This is a genomic window from Synechococcus sp. WC10meta (assembly GCF_047461475.1).
In genome coordinates this window covers 132,461-150,595 of the sequence record NZ_JANSHF010000002.1, presented here as the reverse complement: position 1 = coordinate 150,595, position 18,135 = coordinate 132,461, and the positions used below count along the sequence as shown (strand labels likewise).

Sequence of the window (18,135 nt, the reverse complement as noted above, 5' to 3'; positions counted from 1 at the left end):
CAGGGGCTTGCCAGTCATCTCCCCGGCAAACCCCTACTTGTCGAAGACAGCAGCCCAGTCTTTAGCTCTTCGGCTCAAACACCTTCAAGTCTACGATCTTCCCGCCCTTGAAGGTCCAGTGGGCAAAGGTTCCGGCTACGTCTCCCTTTTCATCGAAGTCCAGCGAGCCAGAAGCGCCAGTGTAATTGATGTCTTCCCCTTTCTTCAGCAGCTCCACCGCCTTGGCCCACTCGCCAGGCAGGATTTCGGTGCCAGGGGGATTGGCCACTTGCCGCAGGGCATCGCGGATAGCAGTGCCATCGGTGCTGCCTGCTTTTTGGATGGCCAGAGCCAGAAGGAAGGCAGCATCGTAGGCAGTGTCGATGTAGGGAGTGGGGGGCACTTCCCCGTAGGCAGCTTTGTAGGCTTGAACAAAGCTCTGGTAAGCCTTGGTGTCAGTACGGGCCTGGGGCGAAGTGCCAATGGATCCCTCTAGCTTATCTGCCCCCACCTGGGCAGCCAGATCAGGAGAGCGCATGCCGTCTGTTAAGACAAAGCGCTTAAATAGCCCCCCTTCCAAGGCTTGCCGCAAGATAACCGCGCCGTTTTCTGGATAGCCAATGACCACCAGCGCCTGGGGGTTCCCTTCCTTGAGCTGATCCAGCTCGCCGCGGTAGGAAGCTTTGCCTGGCTCGTAGGGGACGGCCTTGGTGATCTTGCCCCCCCGCTTCTCAAAGGCAGCCTTGAAACTGTCGGCTAGACCCTGGCCGTAGTCGTTGTTGATGTAGATAACAGCCAGGCGATCCAGCTTCTCTTCACGGGTAATCTGCGCTAGGGCTACCCCTTGGAAAGCATCGGAAGGAACGGTGCGGAACAAAAAGTCATTGTCGTCCAAGGTGGTGATGGTGGGCGCGGTAGAGGCCGGTGAAATTTGCGGAATCTTGCTGGGAACCGTTACTGTCGTGGCCACCGGAATGGTAACGCCACTGCCCAAAGCGCCAACAATGGCGGCCACCTTCTCCACGTTCACTAACCGCTTGGCCGCATCAATAGCCGGCTGGGCTGACGTCTGGTCATCCGCTTCCACCACTTGAACTTGAGATCCGAGGACGCCGCCAGCTTCGTTGATCTGCTTGAGGGCCAGCTTGATGCCCTTGAGGCAGTTTTCCCCATAGGCCTGCAGGTCGCCCGTCAAAGACAGCAGCGCTCCTATCTTGATCGGGGCTTTGGCTGCTTGCTGAGCTGTGCTTGGCAGCAGGGTGGTGGCCAGCGCCGCTGCCGTCAGGGCTGCCGCCGTCGCGAAGGCCCGCCGGGTCAGTTTGTGCATGGGAGACATAACCAAGAACCTCCAATGAGGGAATAAAACTGCAATTCTCAAAGGTCGGTGGTATAGAGGCAGACGCTGGCCCACCTCGAAGAGTTCCCTCCAAGAGCCAGCCCAACCCCCGCGGAAGGGCTTCTTGGCAAACCTACCCGCATTTGGTTAAGCAAGCTTCTTTACCCTACCATGAAAGCTCATAAAATGGTGAATCCATTCGGGAATGGAGCTTTCCCAGGGTAGCGGTGTGATCGTTATTGACAACATCTCCAAACAGTTTGGCGGCGTCAATGCCCTAGATCACTGTTCCTTCCGCATCGAAGCTGGTCGGATCACGGGCTTGATTGGTCCCAACGGGGCGGGGAAAACAACTCTTTTCAACATCATCGCCGGTTTTATTCGGCCCAATAGCGGACGCATCTGGCTAGATGGGGAAGACGTCACGGGCTTGCCTCCCCACCAGTTGTTTCGACGTGGGCTGGTGCGCACCTTCCAGATCCCGCGGGAGTTTGGCCGCATGACTGTTCTGGAAAACTTAATGGTTGTTCCTCCCCATCAGGCTGGAGAAAACCTATTTAACGCCTGGTTCCGCTGGCGGCGAGTACAGCGGCAGGAGCGCCAGCTTCAGGCTCGGGCTGAAGAAGTTTTGGAACGGCTCAACCTCATCCACCTGCGGGATCAACTGGCAGTCAACCTTTCGGGCGGGCAAAAGAAGCTGCTGGAACTGGGACGCACCCTGATGACCGATGCGCGGGTCATCCTCTTGGACGAGCCGGGGGCTGGGGTCAACCGCACGTTGCTGGCAGACCTAATCCGCTTTATTGAGTACCTCAACCGCGAGCGCGGCTGCACCTTCTGCATCATTGAACACGACCTGGATCTGGTGACCCGCCTTTGCCACCATGTGGTGGTCATGGCAGGGGGAAGGGTGTTAACCCAAGGATCCATGCAGGAAATTCGGCAAAACCCTGCCGTGCGCGAGGCCTATTTGGGATCCATCGCTTTGGCAGATGCCCTCAGCTCGGGGCCAGCCTCCACCCTCTCGCCGGAGGGATCCCCGCCATGACTCCTTTGCTCGAGATTCAAGATCTCTATAGCGGCTACCGCGGCGTGGACATCCTCAAAGGGATCCGCCTCAAGGTCAACCTGGGGCAAATCGTGGTGATCATCGGCCCCAACGGAGCGGGCAAATCGACAGTGCTTAAATCCCTCTTTGGGTTGGCCACCATCCGCTCGGGCCGAGTGCTGTTCCAAGGTTCTGACATCACGCATCTTGCTGCCGAGCAACTGGTGCGGCGGGGGATCGGCTTTGTGCCTCAGACCAACAATGTCTTTCCCTCCCTCACCGTCGAGGAAAACCTGGAGATGGGGGCCTTTATCCGACGAGACGACTACACTGCCCAACGGGAGCGGGTTTACGAGCTGTTTCCGCCGCTAAGGGAAAAGCGAAAGCAAGCGGCGGGATCCCTCTCCGGCGGGCAGCGGCAGATGCTAGCCATAGGGCGGGCGTTGATGGCGGAGCCGCAACTGTTGTTGCTGGATGAGCCGACAGCCGGCCTGTCGCCGCTGTATGTCGAGCAGACCTTTGCCCTCTTGCAAGAAATCAACCGCCTTGGCGTCAGCATCCTGATGGTGGAGCAAAATGCCAAGCAGGCCCTGAGCTTAGCGGACTGGGGCTACGTCCTCTCGATGGGAGAAAACCGCTTTGAAGATACTGGCCCCAACTTGTTGCGCAACCCCCAGGTGCTGGAGCTGTTTTTGGGGGGCTGAGACAGGAGCTAAGCAGAGCTAGCTAGTTGCAGCTGGCGCAGTTGGGCTGCTTGCTTGAGAAGAGCTTCCACGAAGCTCATCGCTTCCTGGGCGGAGTGGCCGGCAGCCAGTTGGGCCAGTTCTTCCCGGCGCTCCTTTTCTCCTAGAGGATCCACCCGCACGCAAGTTCGCCCTTCTTGCACCACTTTGTGAACCCGCAGGTGGTGATCCGCTAGGGCAGCAATCAAGGGTTGGTGGGTAACGCAGAGAACTTGGTGGCTACGGGCAAGCTGGTGCAGTTTGGCGGCAATGGCCTGTGCTACCTTGCCGGATACGCCGACGTCGATCTCGTCAAAGACCAGAGTAGCCACCGGATCGACGCGGCTGAAGACTGCTTTTAAGGCCAGGAGAAAACGGCTCATCTCGCCGCCGGAGGCAATGTCGGCTAGCGGTTGCAGGGGCTCCCCAGGGTTGGGACTAAACCAAAAGCTCACCTGATCCACCCCTTCGGCAGTGGGAGATCCGGCTTGAATCTGCACCTGGAACTGCACGCCGCTCATCCCCAGGGGTCTGAGTTCCTGCAGCAGGGCTCTCTCCAGTTTCCGGGCTGCCTGCTGCCGCAGTTGGGAGAGCCTCTGGCAGTGGTGCTCCAGCTCCTGGGCTGCTTGGTTCAGCTGCGCCTCTAGTTCCTCCAAGTCGGTGCTCTCGTCCCGCAGGCGGGCTAGCTCCACCTGGACCCGCTCCGCATGAGCCATCACCTCCGCCAAGGTGGGGCCGTATTTGCGGCAGGCCTGGCGCAGTTGAGCTAAGCGCCGTTCAATTTTGCTTAACCGACTGGGATCGGCCTCCAGGGCCTCGCCGTAGCGCAGCAGCTCCCGCCCCGCTTCCTCTACCTGCACGAGGGCGTTGCTAACCATTTCCGCCAAGGGGGCAAGCTCGGGATCCCGTTGAGCCATGCTCCGCAGCAGCCGCTCGGCCTGGGCCAAGAGATCGGCAATGGCTGGCGAGCCGCTGTCATTTTGGTAGAGCAGTTGGTGGGCGGCATGGCTTTGCTGCCGCAACTCCACCCGGTGGACTAGGCGCTCCCGCTCCCGCTCCAGTTTGCTCAGCTCCTCGGGATCCTCCAGGCGCAGGGCAGCCAGCTCTCGGGCTTGCAGCTCTAATAGATCTAGGCGCTGCAGGCGCAGTTGTTGAGTCTGCTGCCGGGACTCCATTTCAGCTTTGAGCTGGCTCCAGGTCTGGTAGCAAGCTGCCACCTGGGTCCGTGCCCGCAGCAGCTCTTCGCCGCCAAAGGCATCCAGCCAGCGGCGCTGGGCTTGGGGAGACTGAATTTGAGCCGTTTGCCCTTGGGCAGTGATCTCCAGCAGTTGGGAGCGCAGCCTGAGCATCTGGGCTTTGTTGACCACCACCCCGTTGACTCGCAGGCGGCTGGTGAGCTTGCCGCTACGCACCACCAGTTCGCGGCTGCAGACCAGGCCCTCTTCCAGGGGCTCGATCTGTTCCTGCTCTAGCCAGGCTTCCAGATCGGCATTGGGTTGAAAAATAGCTTCCACTAGGCCCCGCTGGCTGCCACTGCGCAAAGCCCGCGCTGGCCCCCCCAAAGCCGCATCGAGAGCCTCGAGAATAATGGACTTGCCTGCCCCCGTTTCCCCGGTAAGCACGTTGAGCCCTGCCCGAAAGGGGATCTCCAACTGCTCAATCAGGGCGAAGTTTTCAATCCGCAACAGGCGCAGCATACCCCACCTGCCCGACGCGTCGCTAGCAGTGGCTAGGGCAGTTCTGTCTCAGGTTAGCGCAGCTGCTCCTGGAGCGAGGTTAGAAAGGGAGGTGCCCTTAAGTCTCCGGCGTTTCCCCTGGCTTATCGACTTGCTCGGGCGCTGTGTCGAGGGTTTCGGGGGTTGCCGTTACCTCCTGAGCAGGAGGGCTAGGCTCGGCTTCTGGCTCTGGGGCAGCAGGGGGGATCCCGGCTTCAGGTTCAGAAGCAGCAGCGGTGGAGGGAACGGCTTCTTCTTGCTTTTGCCGCTCGTAGCGGCGCCGTTTGAGGGCTTCGTCCACCCAGACATAGACCAAGCTGAGAAGGGAGAGCCCTGCCGTTGCCACTAAAACCCAGAGTAGAGTGTTGTCTATCGCCATTAGGTGCAATCCACCAAACGCTGCTGCCTGTGGAGAAATGCTGCTTCCTGAATCTTACCGTCGAAGCTGCTTTGCCCAATCTTAAAAGACGGGATCCACACTTTTGCCATGCGCTACCTCAAGTTTTATAAACCCTACGGCGTGCTCACCCAGTTTACCGACCCGGCAGGGCGCCTCACCCTCAAGGCCTTCATCCCAGTGCCCAGCGTCTATCCGGTGGGGCGGCTAGATCGCGATAGCGAAGGACTGCTCTTGCTCACCGATGACGGCCAGCTCCACGCCCGCCTGATCGATCCCAAATTTGGCCACAAGCGCACCTACTGGGTGCAGGTGGAAGGGATCCCTACGCCGCAGGCTCTGCAACAGTTGCAAGAGGGAGTGATCATCCAGGGGCGAAAGACCCGACCGGCTGAGGTTAGAGTTCTGGCCGAGGAGCCGGATCTGCCACCGCGGGATCCGCCCATTCGCTTTCGCCGCTCCATCCCCACCACCTGGCTGGAGCTGACGCTGCGGGAAGGTCGCAATCGCCAGGTGCGCCGCATGACTGCTGCGGTCGGGATCCCGACGCTAAGGCTGGTTCGGGTAGGACTGGGCCCCCTTTCCCTAGCGGGGCTGGCTCCTGGCCAGTGGCAAGATCTCAGCGAGGCGGAGTTGGCCCACTTGCGGCAGTGCTGTTTTGGCCAGTCGCGCCGTCCTCGGCTCGGGCGGGAGTTAGGCTTACAGCACTCCTTTTGAGCTAGGGATCCCATCTTGTCGGCGCGGATCCCGTTCTACGGCCATGCGCAGGGCGCGGGCAAAGGCCTTGAAACTGGCCTCGACGATGTGGTGGGCATTGAGACCCGCCACCTGGCGGATGTGCAGGGTAAGCTGGGCGTGGTTGGCCACCGCCTGGTAAAACTCGCGCACCAACTGGGTCTCGTAGCGGCCAATGCGTTCGACAGTCAGCTCCAGACCATAGCTGAGGTGGGGGCGCCCGGAAAAGTCCAGCACCACCTGCACCAAGGCCTCATCCAAAGGCGCCCAAAAATGGCCAAAACGGTAAATGCCGCGCCGATCCTGCAGCGCCTGCGCCAGCGCCTGTCCCAGGGCAATGCCCACGTCCTCATTGGTGTGGTGGTCGTCGATGTGCAGATCCCCCACGGCCTTGATCTGGAGATCAATTAGCCCATGGGTGCTGAGCTGAGCCAGCATGTGGTCCAAGAAGGGGATCCCAGTGTCGATCTCGTACTGCCCTCTGCCATCGAGGTTGAGATGCACTTGAACGTCCGTTTCGTTGGTGCGGCGGTGAACCGAGGCCGTCCTGGGCTGCAGTAGGCGGGGGGAGTCGATGGCTGTCATGGCAAGGGTAGGGGAGCACTAGGAAGTCCCAGCTCTAGGATCGCACAGGTAGGGGTGTCAGAATCAGCGTCTTTGGCAAGGGGGGCAGGCGGGCTCAGGTTGCAGAGGGGGAGAGTGTTCCTTGCAGGATTGGCAGCAAGTTCAACGGGCCCTCAAGCAGTACTGGGGCTACGAGGCGCTACGCCCACCTCAGGAGCAGGTCATCCGCGCCTTGCTGGAGAAGCGGGATGCGCTGGTGGTGTTGCCGACGGGTTTCGGCAAGTCTCTGTGCTTTCAACTGCCGGCTCTGCTGCAGACAGGGCTGACCCTGGTGGTCTCGCCTCTGATTGCCCTGATGGAAGATCAGGTGCAGGATCTCTGGAAGCGCCGTCTGCCGGCGGCCTGTTTGCACAGCGAGCTGGATCCAGCTCTGCGCAAGCGGGTGTTGCGGGCTTTGGAGGAGAACCGGCTGCGTCTACTGTATCTGGGGCCGGAAACCCTCTTCAGCCCGCCAGTCTGGGAGCGGCTGCAGCAGGTGCCCCTCAACGGCCTCATTGTTGACGAGGCGCACACCTTGGTGCACTGGGGGGGATCCTTCCGGCCCGACTACCGCCGTCTGGGGTTGGTCCGCCCTGCCCTGGGCCAGCCTACCTTTCCCATTGCCGCCTTTACCGCCACTGCCGATCCCGAAACCCTCAGCCGCCTGCGCCACATCCTCGACCTGCAGAATCCGGAATGCATTCGCGCTGACCCGCTGCGAACCAACATTTCTCTCAACGTGGCGGTGGCCTGGAGCCCAGCGGATCGCCGTCGGCGCCTGCTGCGCTTTCTGGCGGAAAACCCCGGCTCGGGCCTGGTGTACGTGCGCACGCGACGGGATGGGGAGGAGCTGGCCGAGTGGTTGGGCCGCCACAACCAGAAAACCGCCACCTACCACGGCGGCCTGGAGGCGGGATCCCGCCGTCGGCTGGAGCGGGCCTGGCTGGAGGGCGAGCTGCGCTTTCTGGTCTGCACCAACGCCTTCAGCTTGGGGATCAACAAGCCCGACGTGCGCTGGGTGCTGCACTTTCACCCGCCCCCCAACTTAATGGACTACCTGCAGGAGGTGGGTCGGGGCGGGCGGGATGGCGGCCCTTGCCAGGCCCTGATGTTGGTCTCCGAGCCGACAGGCCTCTTGGATCCCACCGATCGCCAGCGCCAAGCCTATTTCTATTCCCAGCAGGAGCGCTTGCTGGCCCAGGCGCGGCGTTTGCTGCAAACGCTGCCCCCCCAGGGATCCTACGCCGACTTGCCCCCCGGAGAGACGCGGGTGGCCCTGGGCCTGCTGCAGGAGATGGGCTGTCTGCACTGGCCAGATCCCTTTCACTTTCAAGTGCTGCACCGCCGCTGGCAGCCGCCGCCGCGCCAGGATCCCTGGCGGGGGATGGACGACCTCATCCACAGCCGCGGCTGTCGCTGGCAGGTCATCCTGCGGCATTTTGGCTACCCTGAGAACCAGCCTGGTCTGCCCTGCGGCACCTGCGACCGCTGCCGGGCTTCCCAAAGGCGCTGATGGGTGCTTGCCCAGCCTTGTGGCCAGCGATAGGATCCCCTCGCTGAGGCTTTCCTGGAGTGTCCATGGGTGGTTCTGGATCCCCGGTTGCAGCGCTTGAGCAGCCCTTGTCCCTGGCAAAGCAGGTGGCGCAACTGCTAGTGGTGCCGGTCTCGGCCCGCCTGGGATCCCAGGCTCCTCCCCGAGAGGTTCTCAAGCGGCTGATCCAAGAGGTGGGGATTGGAGGCATCTGGATTACCGATGGCCATGTGGCTGAGGCCCTGCTCCTCATTGAGGAGGCGCAGTCTTGGGCGACTCTGCCCCTTCTTGTGGCAGCCGAGGCCAGTCGCGGCCTGGCTCTGCAGGGAGCCACTTCCTTCCCCCACCCCCTGGGCCTGAGCCGCCTGGGCTCTGAGGCCGAGCGCTGGGCGGAACAGTGGGGAAGGATCACGGCGCGGGAGGCGGCGGCCATCGGCATCAACTGGCTGCTTGGCCCGGTGGCTGAGCCCCTGGGGCAGGGTCTAGCAAGACTGGCGCTGGCAGAGGAGCCACAGCTGGCGTTGCAACTGGCGCGGGCCTTTGTGCGCGGCTGCGAGCAAGCGGTTCCGGAGGGGATTCTAACCACCGCCAGAGCCTTCCCCGGCCAGGGCTGGGCAGAGGGGCGGGCCAACCCCCTGCTGTTGCTAAAGCCAACTGCTGACCCCTGGTGTCCTCGCCTAAGCCTCACCTTGGAGGAGCTGCAAGCAGGACCCTGGCTGCCGTTCCGCGGTCTGGTGGACCAGGTAGGAGCCATCTCGGTTGCGCCAGTGGTGCTGCCGGAGTGGGACGAGCGCTGGCCGCTCTCTCTTTTGCCGGGGCGGCTGACCCAGCTGCTGCGCCAAGAGTGGGGGTTTAGCGGTCTCATTGTGGCAGAGGGCCTCGACCAAAACTTCCTAGCCAACCTGGCTGATCCCCCCCTGCTGGCGGTGCGGGCTCTCCAGGCCGGCGCCGACCTCCTTTTGGCCCCTCCCGACCCTTTGGCGGCTGTCGCAGCCATTGTGGAAGCTGTGCAGCGGGGATCCCTAGACCCCCAGGCCATTGCCCAGTCGGTAACGCGGCTGCTGCGGGCCAAGCAGCGGCTTTTTCCCTCCGCCTCGGCCCTACTCAAGCAGGTGTGGCCGCCCCTGGCAGAAACGGACTTTAGCTTGCTGCCTGGCTGGATGGGGGCTCAGGTCAACCGCGGTTTTCCCGACGAGCACCTAAAACCCCTGCTGCTGGGGGATCCCCTCGCCAAGGATTCACCCCTTGCCAAGCTGTTTAGCGCCCGCTCCCACCTTCCTAGGGCTGCCCAATTGGGATCTCTTCTAGCCGAGAGCGACATTGCCCCTTGTCAGGCAGCCATGGCCCGCGGCGGAGTGACCGGCGGTCAGCCTCTGCCTCTCCCCTTGCCGCCTGGCAGTTGGAACTGGATCTGGCAAGATCTCTCCCTGGGCGCTGAGGCAGTGCTCCTAGCCGAGTCCCCTGCCCTAAGCATTCCCGCGAGCTTGGGTCTTCCGCCCCTACTCAGCCATTCCCTTACCCCCTTGAGCTTGCTGGAGGCAGCCCTCAGTAGCGGCGGCCAGTTGATTTTCCAGGCCTTTGTCCACGAGGCTCTGCCCAACTACGTGGTGGATTGGCTGGGGCGGTGGCGGGAGCGGATAGCAGCCGTTGTTACTTATGGAAACTTGGCGGTTTGTCATCGCCTCCAGAGTTACTTTCAATGGGCCAACGCCATCCACAGCCTCAACGCCGATCCCCTTGCTCAATTGACAGTCATGCGACGCCTGTTTCCCAGCCGACCCCTGCTGGCGAAGGGCAGGCTTCAGCAAGCTGCTGCAGATCATTAAGAGAAAGTAAATGCCGTTACGGATTGTTGGCAGGAAGGGGCTCCTAAGCTATTGTATTGGTGGAAATGTAAAAGATTGAAACGTCTCTCTCAGGGTTGTCGGCTGTGCCTTTCTTTTTCCCCCACCTCGACATTTCCGGTAGCCCTCGCTTGGCTTCTGGCGGGGGAGGAGGGCAAGCCTGCTCTCAGCCCTCCAGGTGGCAGCCCCTGAGCCCATTTTTTGCCCTCCTGCAGGCGATGTGGTCAGTTGACTGGGCGAGGAACCTGGGATTGAGTCTAGCTCTTGTGGGTCTAGCGGTCTTTGGCTGGAGTTGGCTAGCGGCAGCCATGCGGCCGGATCCCTACACCGAGGCTGTTTTAAGTCTAGAAGGGCAAGCCAGCAGGGGAGCCTCGCTATTTGCCCTTAACTGTGCGGCTTGCCATGGCGAAGAAGGGGATGGCCGCGTGGGCCCCAGCCTGCGGGGAGTAAGCAGCCGCCGCTCCGACCGGTTTATCATTGACCGAGTAACTAGCGGCAAAACCCCGCCCATGCCCCAGTTTCAGCCCGATCCCCAAGCAATGGCAGACTTGCTTAGCTACCTGAAAACGCTCTGAGGCCGGCTCATGGGCCTGACACAGCAGCTTGCTTGCTATGCTCTCTGGCTGGCCTCCGTTTTTGCTTTTGCGGAATGGCTGCGCTCCCAGCAGGTAGACGGCGAATGGGTGCGCAAAGTTATCCACATTGGCGTAGGCAACATCATCTTGCTGGCCTGGGCCCTCCAGGTGCCCCGCTGGGTGGGAGTGGGGTTCTCCCTGGTGTTTGCGGGCTTGGCGCTGCTCTCCTACCGGGTGGCCATCTTGCCTAGCCTAAACGGCGTTGGGCGGCGCAGCTTCGGTACTTTTTTTTACGCTGTCAGCGTTGGTCTATTGCTCTTCTGGTTTTGGCGGCCCCAGCAACAAGTTTTCGCTGTCATTGGCATTCTGGTGATGACCTGGGCCGATGCCCTGGCAGGGCTGGTGGGCAAAAGTTGGGGCAAACACCTGTATCGACTGGGATCTCTCCAAAAAAGCTGGGAGGGATCCCTGACCATGTGGGTGGTGAGCAGTTTGGTGATGGCACTGCTGCTTGTGGGGTACTTTGGCTTCTCCCCCTTGTTGCTTGCTGTCAGCGTCGGGGTGGGGGGGGTGGCCATGGGCTTGGAGATGTTGTCTTGGTGGGGGCTGGACAATCTGACTGTGCCATTGGGCAGCGCCAGTCTCTGCTTTGCTCTGCTGCAGCTTCTCAACTATTTGTAACGCTTGCTATCAGTTACATGGCCAGACTAAGCCCAGGCCCAGCAGGGGCTGCTCTTCCTGCTGCTGCAAACTAGAGGTGGGACTCGTCGCCGCTCAGCAGCCAGGTAACCGAGACTCCCAGCGCCTTGGCAAAAGCCACCAGTTCTTTGTCGATGACGCGCCGTTTGCCCTTTTCCACCTGGCCAACCTTGACGTAGTCCAAATGCACACCGTACTTGGCCAGGCGACCCGCCAGTTGATCCTGGGTTAGCTGCAACTTCTCTCGTACCCAGCGCACCCGCTCTCCAATCAAGTTGGCCGCAGGGCGGTGCTGGTCCTTTCCAGCTTGGGGGGTCTGATGGCTTCTCCGGCGCCCCATGGTAGCCTAAGCTAGCACGATTTTGTCGGAGCAGGTAGCCTAGCTGTCTCCTAGGCATCCTACATCAAGCTCTGGATCGAAAATTGCTCACAGCCGTTTATGTCCAGGATGCTTGACCTATCAATCTCCGTTACTCCCGCCTACAGGGAAGAGAATTCTTAGCAAGAATGACTAGCATGATCGATTTTCGCTTACACAGGAGGAGAAACTTTCCTAGACTAGGGAGTGAAGTTCTCTCCTCAGGTGGCTGTGGTTTTCTCTCGTCCTTTATCCCCTCAGGAGCTCGAGGAGCCCTGGCCGGAGGCTCTGGATTCGGCTGCAGAGGCTGATTTAGAGGCCGGTAGCCGGCGCCTCAATGAAGATGCGGTCGATCACTACTTGAATACGATTGGCCGGGTGCCCCGCATCGATCACGCGGAAGAAATCGAGCTGGCGCGCAAAATTCAGCAGAAGCTGCTCATTGATCAAGCCCGCAAGGAATGGCGGCAGCAGCGGGGGCAGGATCCCAGCGATGAGGAATTGGCGGCAGCCCTGCAGATCCCTGTAGCTACTCTGCGCTCGCGCATCCGCCAGGGAGAGCAAGCTCAGCGCAAGCTCATCAACGCCAACCTGCGTCTGGTGGTCAGTGTGGCCAAGAAGTACCTCAACCGGGGGGTGCCCTTTCTGGACTTAATCCAAGAGGGCAACATGGGCCTCATTCGAGCCACTGAGAAATTCAATGCCGAGCGAGGTTTTCGCTTCAGCACCTACGCCCACTGGTGGATTCGCCAAGGCATTACCCGCTGCATTGCCAACCAAGCCCGAACCATCCGCCTGCCAGTGCACATGGTGGACAAAGTGCGCTTGCTCAAGCGCACCAACCGCGAGCTCATGAAGGCCCGAGGACGGCGGCCTACCGAAGCCGAGCTGGCTGAGGCACTGGGCATCAAGATCAAGAAGTTGCGCCTGATCCAACAGGCTGCCGCTTTGCCTCTGTCGTTGGATGTGCCGGTTGGCCAGGAAGGGGAAAGCCGCCTGGGAGATCTGCTGCCGGATGAACGGCAGGAGCAACCCTTTGAGGAGATCCTGGAGCAATCCCTGCGGCAAGATGTGCGTTCTGCCCTGCAGACCCTGAAGCCCATTGAGAGGCAAGTGTTGGAGTTGCGCTATGGGCTAGACGGGCAAAGGGCAAGAACCCTGCAAGAAGTGGGGGATCACTTTAACTTGACGCGGGAGCGGATTCGGCAGATCGAACGGGATGCCTTGCGCAAGCTACGGGTGGGCCGTTCTTCGCGAACTTTGGTGCAGTACCTTCGCTAGGTTTGGCTCCAGGGGCTACTAAGGACTCGCTACAGAGATAGACCCAGCTTCAGGCCCAGCAGGGCATGGGTAAAGAGCAAGCAAAGAATGAGGCTGCCCAAATAGGCATGGGCTGTGCGCCAGGTCTCACGGTTGCCGCCAAAACCGCTCAGGGACAAAGCACTGTTGGCCGCCAGCAGCAGCAACACCAGGGATCCCGTCCAGAAGTGAGGGCTCCTCAGCAGGGGCTGGCCCTGCATCACAAGAGAAAGAAGGCCGCCGGTGTAGCCCAAGGCAATGAAGGTGGCCATCCAGGGGGCTACTTTGCGGTGATCCAAGAGGGGCTTTTGGGCCGATTCCGATAGGGAGCCCCCGCCTGCCAGGCGCAAGACCCGCCCCCGCCAGCCCGTTAGGCCAACAAAGCTGCCCATGACCACTACCACAATGCCCATCATCAGAGGATGTCCCCATTGCACAACTGGTTGGGGCAGGTTGAAGCCAGCAAAGAACTGGGCTACTGGCTGCAAGGCAGCCGTCAGCGACTCGGAAACTGCCGACAGATCGGGCAAGGCCAAGCCCAACATCGGGATCCCTCCACTAGCGCCACAAACCCACAGTCTGTAACAAATCTACAACAAACCTACCCTGGATGACAGCGGCTAGCCAGAGGCTTCAGGGGAACACCTGGCGACGGTAAAATGTCTAGCGGTGAAGGGGCGGCCGAGGGCAGATCCCTGGCTGCAGACGCTAGCGAGCACAACGGAGTTATTCCCATGGCCAAGTTGTTGTTGGGGGATCAGTCCTTTGAGGTGGAGCTGCTAACGGATGTGCCCACCAATTGGCCTGGAATTAAAGTCATGTCCAAGGGAGCTAAGCTAGATATCCCCCCAGGAACGGTGGTGAGGGTGGAGTCCGAGGATGACCACATAGCGGGCTCCTACAAGGTGGTCTATCGTTTGGCACCTGCCTATCCCCGCAGCTGGCGACTCCTCTTGGAGCGGGCAACTGCCGAGATCCCTCAGGAAGCTGCAGCTTCCCCATCCAAGGCTGCCCCAGCTAGCCCTGCCTCAGGCCCCTCGGCGTCCAACCGCGATAAGGTCTTTACCATCAAGGTATCCGGCCTGGTAGGAGGAGGCGTGCGCAAGAGCGTTGTCGAGTACAAAGTGCCCTTCAGCCGGCTCTCCCAAGAAGTTAAGCGGATTACCCAAATGGGAGGCAAAATCGTCAGCATTACGGAGTCCAATTTGTTGAGCAACCTCAGCTAACTTGCCCAGAAGGCAGCTGGGGCGGTGAGCTGTGGCTCTGCTGGATCCCCACCAGCAGATGAGGGTGGTAGGCTAACGCTGGTTTTGCCGGTGAGGAGGAGAACATGACGTCTCGACAGCCGCCGAGGCGCTGGGGTGGCTATCCAGTCCCTAGCGCAAAAAGGGGAAGCCAGCTCCCTCCTTCCTCCTTCCGCCACCGAAGTTTTTCTGCTTCCGTACGGCAACTGCCAACGAAGTTGCGCTTCCGGCTCCTCGGCTTGTTGGCCTTATTAGTCACGGTGCTGGGGTTTGGAGCCGGCGCCCTAGCGGCCTGGGTAACTGCTCATCCCAACTGGGCCAGCCGCCTGCTGGGGCTAGGGCCTGCAGCCGAGATACCAGCTCCCCGCGCCCAAGCCAAGGCGGCCCAACAGCGCCTGACCCTTCCCCAAGAGCCGCAACTGAAGCGAGATCCCTTCGTTCTTCATCCCACAGCCAGCTTCTCTTACGTGCCGGCCATCATGTACCACGACGTGGTAGCTGGCCGCAAACAGGTCTGGTTTGACACCACGGTAGCCGAGCTGCGGCAGCACTTCGAGGCCATTAAGCAGGCGGGGCTGACCCCCATCCACATTGACCAACTGTACAAACACCTACGCGACGGGGATCCCTTGCCGGAAAAGGCTATTTTGCTGACCTTTGACGACGCCTACCTTGGCCTGTACGAGAACGCCTACCCGCTTCTAAAGGAGTACAACTACCCCGCCACCTACTTTGTGCAAACTGGCTTTGTCGGCGTGCCCACCGGCAAGGATCACTTTACCTGGGATCAGATGCGGGAGATGGACGCCAGTGGGTTGATCGACTTTGCCGCCCACACCGTTAACCATCCTCCCGACCTGCGGGTGCTGGACGACGACCGTCTGCGGCGAGAAGTGTTTGACTGCAAGGCCAAGCTGGAGCAGGAGCTGGGCCACCCCATCTACTACTTTGCCTATCCCGAAGGCAATCGGGACGAGCGGGTGAAGCGGTTTCTTGCCGAGGCGGGCTACCGGATGGCTTTCACCATGGATCCTGGCTTTACAGGCCAGTCTCCCAACCTGCTGGAGGTGCGCCGCTTCAACCAGTTTCGCCTCACCGAAGCCATTATTGGCGCTCGCACCTTCACCCTTGGCCGCAGCCCCGACTACTGGCTGGATGTTACTCAGCCGTTGGCTTTGACTGACGAAGTGATTGACGGGGTGCGGGTACTCACCATCCGCGGCGGACGGCCAGCCACGGTGCACGCAGAACGGCGCTACGAGGTAAGGACCCTAGTCCAGCGCTACCAGGCCGATGCGGGCATTAACGGCAGCTTCTTCTCCATTCCCTGGATTAACTCCGCTAGCAACGTCATGGTGGGGCCGGTGATGGCTGCCAACCACAAGACCTTCATCCCCGGTCGCCCCGAAGATGACAAGGTGCTGCGGGGTCGCCCCCTGGTGCTGCTGGGCAGGGATCGGCTGCGCTTTGTGCCCTTTGATCCCGACACTATGACCCGGCTTGAGAACATCCGCCAGTTGATGCCGGATGTTACGGATCTGTTTGTGGCGGGCCTGTGGCTGGTTAAGGACGGCCATGCCCTCTCCCAGGCGGAGATCGATTCCTTCCGCCTCTCTAGCGCCGCCGAGTTTCGCCCCAGGGCTTTCTTTGGGGTGGACAACCAAGACCAGGTAGTGATCGGAGTTACCAAAACCCACGTCAACGCCGCCATCCTGGCCCGTCTTTTGCCCAAAAGTGGGATCCGCGAGGCGGTGCTGCTGGACTCTGGCTTTAGCACCTCGCTGGTCTACCAAGGGGAGATCCTCGCTACTGGCCATGCCGGCCCCAACCAGCCCAGCCGCCCTGTGCCCCATGCCATTCTGCTCTACGACCTGAACCGCCTATGGGCAAGGGATCCCCATCCAGAAGCCGAGGCTGGCTCTGAGGGAGATCGGCTGGAAGGGCTGGTGCAACTTTTGCCGGCTAGCGACCAAGAGGCAGCCAGGGCCCAACTGAAAAGCATTCTGGCCGGCCAGCGCACTTTGAGGCAGGGGGATCGGGGCCCGGCCGTAGTGGCGGTGCAACTGGGGTTGAGCCACCTGGCTGCTCAGCAGGGACGGCTGGATCTGCTCCCCTCTGGCCCCGATGGCGTGTACGGCCAAGAACTGGCCCAGGCAGTGGCGGAATTGCTGCTAGCCGAACCTGGGCGCAGTGAGGAGGGATCCCCTCTAGCAACCCCTACACCCCTAGGCGCGGGAACTGCCCCTCTGTCTGGAGGCGGGGACGCCATCGACGCCCAACTGCTGAAGCGGCTGCTGGAGCGGGTGGACTTCTCTCCTAGCGCTGTGCTGGTGGATACGCGCCTGGAGCGGCCAACTTGGCCTCTGGAGCGCAAGCCAACCCGGAAACTGCTGCCCAGGGTGGCTCTAGATTGAGCTATGGCTGCAAAGAGTCGGTGAGCGCAGCATTTAACCTCAAGCTGAGGCCAAAGCTAGGCCAGGTTCCCTTGGTTTGCGGGGTGAAGTTTGTCACCCCCTGGGTTCTGACAGCAGCCGGGCTGATTGCGACTGTTGAAAGTGGCCAAGGGGGGTTGGGACCTGGAGGGATATCCTTTCTGAAGCTGGTTTTGCTATCTTGCTTTCAATACTTTTCTGCTGCTTCCTATGGCTTCTTCTGCTTCAGCAGATCTGCCTCGCCCTCTTCTACAAGCAGAGGTTGCTCGTCTAGACAGCCTCCGCTACAACGAACAGGGTTTGATCCCGGCCATCGTGCAGGACTACCTGGATGGGACGGTGCTGATGATGGCCTGGATGAACCGGGAGTCCCTGCAAAAAACTTTGGAAACAGGCCGCACCTGGTTCTGGAGCCGCTCGCGGCAGGCGCTGTGGCCCAAAGGAGAAACTTCTGGCCACGTCCAGTGGGTCAAGCAAATCCGCTACGACTGCGACAGCGACGCGCTGGTCATCTTGGTGGAGCAGGTGGGGGATGCGGCATGCCACACGGGGGCACGGAGCTGCTTCTTCCGCCCGCTGCAAGGGGATCCCATTCCGGCAGCCGATACCCTGTCGCAGGTGTTTGCCGTCGTCAAAGCCCGCCAGGCGGATCCCCGGCCCGATTCCTACACCAGCAGCCTGCTGGCCAAGGGAGACAACGCCATCCTGAAAAAACTCGGCGAGGAGACGGCTGAGGTGGTGATGGCGGCAAAGGAGGGGGACAAGACAGCCCTGGCCCGCGAGGTGGCGGATCTCTGGTACCACTGCCTTGTGGCTCTTGCTCACTATCAGGTGGATATTCGGGATGTCTATCGCCAGCTCCAAGCCCGTCGTTCCCCTCAGTGAAGGTGCTCTGTCCAAGGGAGGGGAGCCGCTTTTGGAGGAGATGGATCAGCCCCCAGCCAAGACCCCCTTGGAGTTGCAGGCCGGGCGACGGGGCCAGGTGGATCTGGAAACCGATCGGGAGACGTTGGCTTGTTACCTGCGGGGCCATGGCCAGTGGATCCAGCGCTGCTTCCAGCCGTTGCGAGTGGAGCCCCTCTCTGCTGAAACCTACAGGCTGCAGTTCTTCCGCATGGGCGGCCTAGGATTTGAGCTGGAGCCCAGCTTTGGGATCAAGATTTGGCCGGAGGAAGATTACCTATTTCGGCTCACCTCCATTGAGCTGCCGGGGGATGCTGCCCTGCCCTATCGGGTGGATTGTCAGGCCAGCTTCCGGCTGGAGGAGCTGCCGGGATCCCCTGCCACCACCCGTGTCCACTGGGATCTCCATCTGGATGTGCGCCTGCATTTGCCCAAGTTTTTGCACGTTCTGCCGCGCAAGTTGGTTCAGGGAGTGGGCAGCCAAGTGGTGCAGCAGGTTACCCGCAGCCTCAGCAATCGCTTTACTCACAATGTCTGCAGCGATTTCTACCGCTCCGTTGGTCGTCCCCATCACCCCTATCGCTTGGTTACGGTGGAGGATAGGGCGTGATGCCGTTGCGGGCAGGCTGCTCGGCCTTTCCCGCCAGCCGGTGTAAACGTCGTGCTGTCCTCAAAAACACGACCTTGATGGGAGGTGCGGAGGAACCATCAGACG

The 18,135-nt window shown here is 61.0% G+C and carries 18 protein-coding genes; 12 read left to right on the top strand and 6 right to left on the bottom strand.

What is annotated here, in order from left to right:
* Positions 1 to 61: 61 nt before the first annotated feature.
* Entirely contained in the window at positions 62 to 1,306 is a 1,245-nt protein-coding gene (locus tag NW804_RS02055) for an ABC transporter substrate-binding protein (RefSeq protein ID WP_414422732.1), read from the bottom strand.
* A 214-nt stretch (positions 1,307 to 1,520) separates the two neighbouring features.
* Between NW804_RS02055 and NW804_RS02050 the strand changes: the two genes are divergently transcribed.
* The gene (locus NW804_RS02050; protein ID WP_414422731.1) at positions 1,521 to 2,363 is read left to right on the top strand and encodes an ABC transporter ATP-binding protein; all 843 of its coding nucleotides are present in this window, start codon (positions 1,521 to 1,523) and stop codon (positions 2,361 to 2,363) included.
* Complete coding sequence (locus tag NW804_RS02045) at positions 2,360 to 3,067, top strand: ABC transporter ATP-binding protein (RefSeq protein WP_414420295.1); 708 nt, start codon at positions 2,360 to 2,362, stop codon at positions 3,065 to 3,067. The genes NW804_RS02050 and NW804_RS02045 overlap by 4 nt, the downstream gene beginning before the upstream one ends.
* 8 nt (positions 3,068 to 3,075) lie before the next feature.
* Here NW804_RS02045 and recN read toward each other — a convergent pair whose 3' ends face one another.
* Together recN and NW804_RS02035 are read right to left on the bottom strand one after the other, a co-directional pair.
* On the bottom strand, positions 3,076 to 4,782 hold the full coding sequence (recN, locus tag NW804_RS02040) for a DNA repair protein RecN (protein WP_414422730.1): 1,707 nt from the start codon (positions 4,780 to 4,782) through the stop codon (positions 3,076 to 3,078).
* 97 nt (positions 4,783 to 4,879) lie between these two features.
* Positions 4,880 to 5,179 (bottom strand): hypothetical protein, encoded by a 300-nt coding sequence (locus NW804_RS02035; RefSeq protein ID WP_414420293.1) that lies wholly within the window; start codon positions 5,177 to 5,179, stop codon positions 4,880 to 4,882.
* Positions 5,180 to 5,287: 108 nt separating this feature from the next.
* Here NW804_RS02035 and NW804_RS02030 point away from each other — a divergent pair, with 108 nt between their 5' ends.
* On the top strand, positions 5,288 to 5,914 hold the full coding sequence (locus NW804_RS02030; protein WP_414409679.1) for a pseudouridine synthase: 627 nt from the start codon (positions 5,288 to 5,290) through the stop codon (positions 5,912 to 5,914).
* On the opposite strand, the gene hisB is transcribed toward NW804_RS02030, so the two are convergent.
* Positions 5,897 to 6,517: an imidazoleglycerol-phosphate dehydratase HisB gene (gene hisB, locus NW804_RS02025; protein WP_099812743.1), complete on the bottom strand. Its 621-nt coding sequence runs from the start codon at positions 6,515 to 6,517 to the stop codon at positions 5,897 to 5,899. The genes NW804_RS02030 and hisB overlap by 18 nt on opposite strands.
* A gap of 121 nt (positions 6,518 to 6,638) precedes the next feature.
* Between hisB and NW804_RS02020 the strand changes: the two genes are divergently transcribed.
* The 4 genes from NW804_RS02020 to NW804_RS02005 all read left to right on the top strand — a co-directional run bounded on the left by NW804_RS02020 (position 6,639) and on the right by NW804_RS02005 (position 11,166).
* Positions 6,639 to 8,048: a RecQ family ATP-dependent DNA helicase gene (locus NW804_RS02020; RefSeq protein WP_414422729.1), complete on the top strand. Its 1,410-nt coding sequence runs from the start codon at positions 6,639 to 6,641 to the stop codon at positions 8,046 to 8,048.
* Positions 8,049 to 8,155: 107 nt separating this feature from the next.
* Positions 8,156 to 9,892: a glycoside hydrolase family 3 N-terminal domain-containing protein gene (locus NW804_RS02015; RefSeq protein WP_414422728.1), complete on the top strand. Its 1,737-nt coding sequence runs from the start codon at positions 8,156 to 8,158 to the stop codon at positions 9,890 to 9,892.
* 236 nt (positions 9,893 to 10,128) lie between these two features.
* On the top strand, positions 10,129 to 10,485 hold the full coding sequence (locus NW804_RS02010) for a c-type cytochrome (protein WP_414420289.1): 357 nt from the start codon (positions 10,129 to 10,131) through the stop codon (positions 10,483 to 10,485).
* A 9-nt stretch (positions 10,486 to 10,494) separates the two neighbouring features.
* A complete protein-coding gene (locus NW804_RS02005) occupies positions 10,495 to 11,166 on the top strand; it encodes a diacylglycerol/polyprenol kinase family protein (protein ID WP_414420288.1) in 672 nt (223 codons plus the stop codon).
* Between the two features lie 70 nt (positions 11,167 to 11,236).
* On the opposite strand, the gene NW804_RS02000 is transcribed toward NW804_RS02005, so the two are convergent.
* Positions 11,237 to 11,524 carry a helix-turn-helix domain-containing protein gene (locus NW804_RS02000; RefSeq protein WP_414405467.1) on the bottom strand — a complete coding sequence of 96 codons (288 nt, stop codon included), beginning with the start codon at positions 11,522 to 11,524 and terminating at the stop codon, positions 11,237 to 11,239.
* Positions 11,525 to 11,749: 225 nt separating this feature from the next.
* On the opposite strand from NW804_RS02000, the gene NW804_RS01995 reads away from it, so the two are divergent.
* Positions 11,750 to 12,823, top strand: coding sequence for an RpoD/SigA family RNA polymerase sigma factor (locus NW804_RS01995; RefSeq protein ID WP_414393253.1), 1,074 nt, complete (start codon positions 11,750 to 11,752; stop codon positions 12,821 to 12,823).
* A gap of 29 nt (positions 12,824 to 12,852) precedes the next feature.
* Here NW804_RS01995 and NW804_RS01990 read toward each other — a convergent pair whose 3' ends face one another.
* Positions 12,853 to 13,386 carry a DUF4079 domain-containing protein gene (locus NW804_RS01990; RefSeq protein ID WP_414393251.1) on the bottom strand — a complete coding sequence of 178 codons (534 nt, stop codon included), beginning with the start codon at positions 13,384 to 13,386 and terminating at the stop codon, positions 12,853 to 12,855.
* 114 nt (positions 13,387 to 13,500) lie between these two features.
* Between NW804_RS01990 and NW804_RS01985 the strand changes: the two genes are divergently transcribed.
* The 4 genes from NW804_RS01985 to NW804_RS01970 all read left to right on the top strand — a co-directional run bounded on the left by NW804_RS01985 (position 13,501) and on the right by NW804_RS01970 (position 18,030).
* Positions 13,501 to 14,067, top strand: coding sequence for a phycobilisome linker polypeptide (locus NW804_RS01985; protein WP_414409683.1), 567 nt, complete (start codon positions 13,501 to 13,503; stop codon positions 14,065 to 14,067).
* Positions 14,068 to 14,324: 257 nt separating this feature from the next.
* Positions 14,325 to 16,499 (top strand): polysaccharide deacetylase family protein, encoded by a 2,175-nt coding sequence (locus NW804_RS01980; protein WP_414422727.1) that lies wholly within the window; start codon positions 14,325 to 14,327, stop codon positions 16,497 to 16,499.
* 228 nt (positions 16,500 to 16,727) lie between these two features.
* A complete protein-coding gene (hisIE, locus tag NW804_RS01975; protein ID WP_414422726.1) occupies positions 16,728 to 17,402 on the top strand; it encodes a bifunctional phosphoribosyl-AMP cyclohydrolase/phosphoribosyl-ATP diphosphatase HisIE in 675 nt (224 codons plus the stop codon).
* Entirely contained in the window at positions 17,362 to 18,030 is a 669-nt protein-coding gene (locus tag NW804_RS01970; RefSeq protein WP_414422725.1) for a DUF1997 domain-containing protein, read from the top strand. Before hisIE ends, NW804_RS01970 begins: the two co-directional genes overlap by 41 nt.
* The last annotated feature ends 105 nt before the right edge of the window (positions 18,031 to 18,135 follow it).

What these genes read in the sequence shown, in the direction of transcription:
- NW804_RS01985 (WP_414409683.1), top strand. Translation starts at nt 13,501, where the DNA reads ATGTCTAGCGGTGAAGGGGCGGCCGAGGGCAGATCCCTGGCTGCAGAC.
- NW804_RS02010 (WP_414420289.1), top strand. Translation starts at nt 10,129, where the DNA reads ATGTGGTCAGTTGACTGGGCGAGGAACCTGGGATTGAGTCTAGCTCTT.
- hisB (WP_099812743.1), bottom strand. Translation starts at nt 6,517, where the DNA reads ATGACAGCCATCGACTCCCCCCGCCTACTGCAGCCCAGGACGGCCTCG.
- NW804_RS02050 (WP_414422731.1), top strand. Translation starts at nt 1,521, where the DNA reads ATGGAGCTTTCCCAGGGTAGCGGTGTGATCGTTATTGACAACATCTCC.
- NW804_RS02035 (WP_414420293.1), bottom strand. Translation starts at nt 5,179, where the DNA reads ATGGCGATAGACAACACTCTACTCTGGGTTTTAGTGGCAACGGCAGGG.
- NW804_RS01970 (WP_414422725.1), top strand. Translation starts at nt 17,362, where the DNA reads ATGTCTATCGCCAGCTCCAAGCCCGTCGTTCCCCTCAGTGAAGGTGCT.
- NW804_RS02030 (WP_414409679.1), top strand. Translation starts at nt 5,288, where the DNA reads ATGCGCTACCTCAAGTTTTATAAACCCTACGGCGTGCTCACCCAGTTT.
- NW804_RS02045 (WP_414420295.1), top strand. Translation starts at nt 2,360, where the DNA reads ATGACTCCTTTGCTCGAGATTCAAGATCTCTATAGCGGCTACCGCGGC.
- NW804_RS02055 (WP_414422732.1), bottom strand. Translation starts at nt 1,306, where the DNA reads ATGCACAAACTGACCCGGCGGGCCTTCGCGACGGCGGCAGCCCTGACG.
- recN (WP_414422730.1), bottom strand. Translation starts at nt 4,782, where the DNA reads ATGCTGCGCCTGTTGCGGATTGAAAACTTCGCCCTGATTGAGCAGTTG.
- NW804_RS01990 (WP_414393251.1), bottom strand. Translation starts at nt 13,386, where the DNA reads ATGTTGGGCTTGGCCTTGCCCGATCTGTCGGCAGTTTCCGAGTCGCTG.
- hisIE (WP_414422726.1), top strand. Translation starts at nt 16,728, where the DNA reads ATGGCTTCTTCTGCTTCAGCAGATCTGCCTCGCCCTCTTCTACAAGCA.
- NW804_RS02000 (WP_414405467.1), bottom strand. Translation starts at nt 11,524, where the DNA reads ATGGGGCGCCGGAGAAGCCATCAGACCCCCCAAGCTGGAAAGGACCAG.
- NW804_RS02005 (WP_414420288.1), top strand. Translation starts at nt 10,495, where the DNA reads ATGGGCCTGACACAGCAGCTTGCTTGCTATGCTCTCTGGCTGGCCTCC.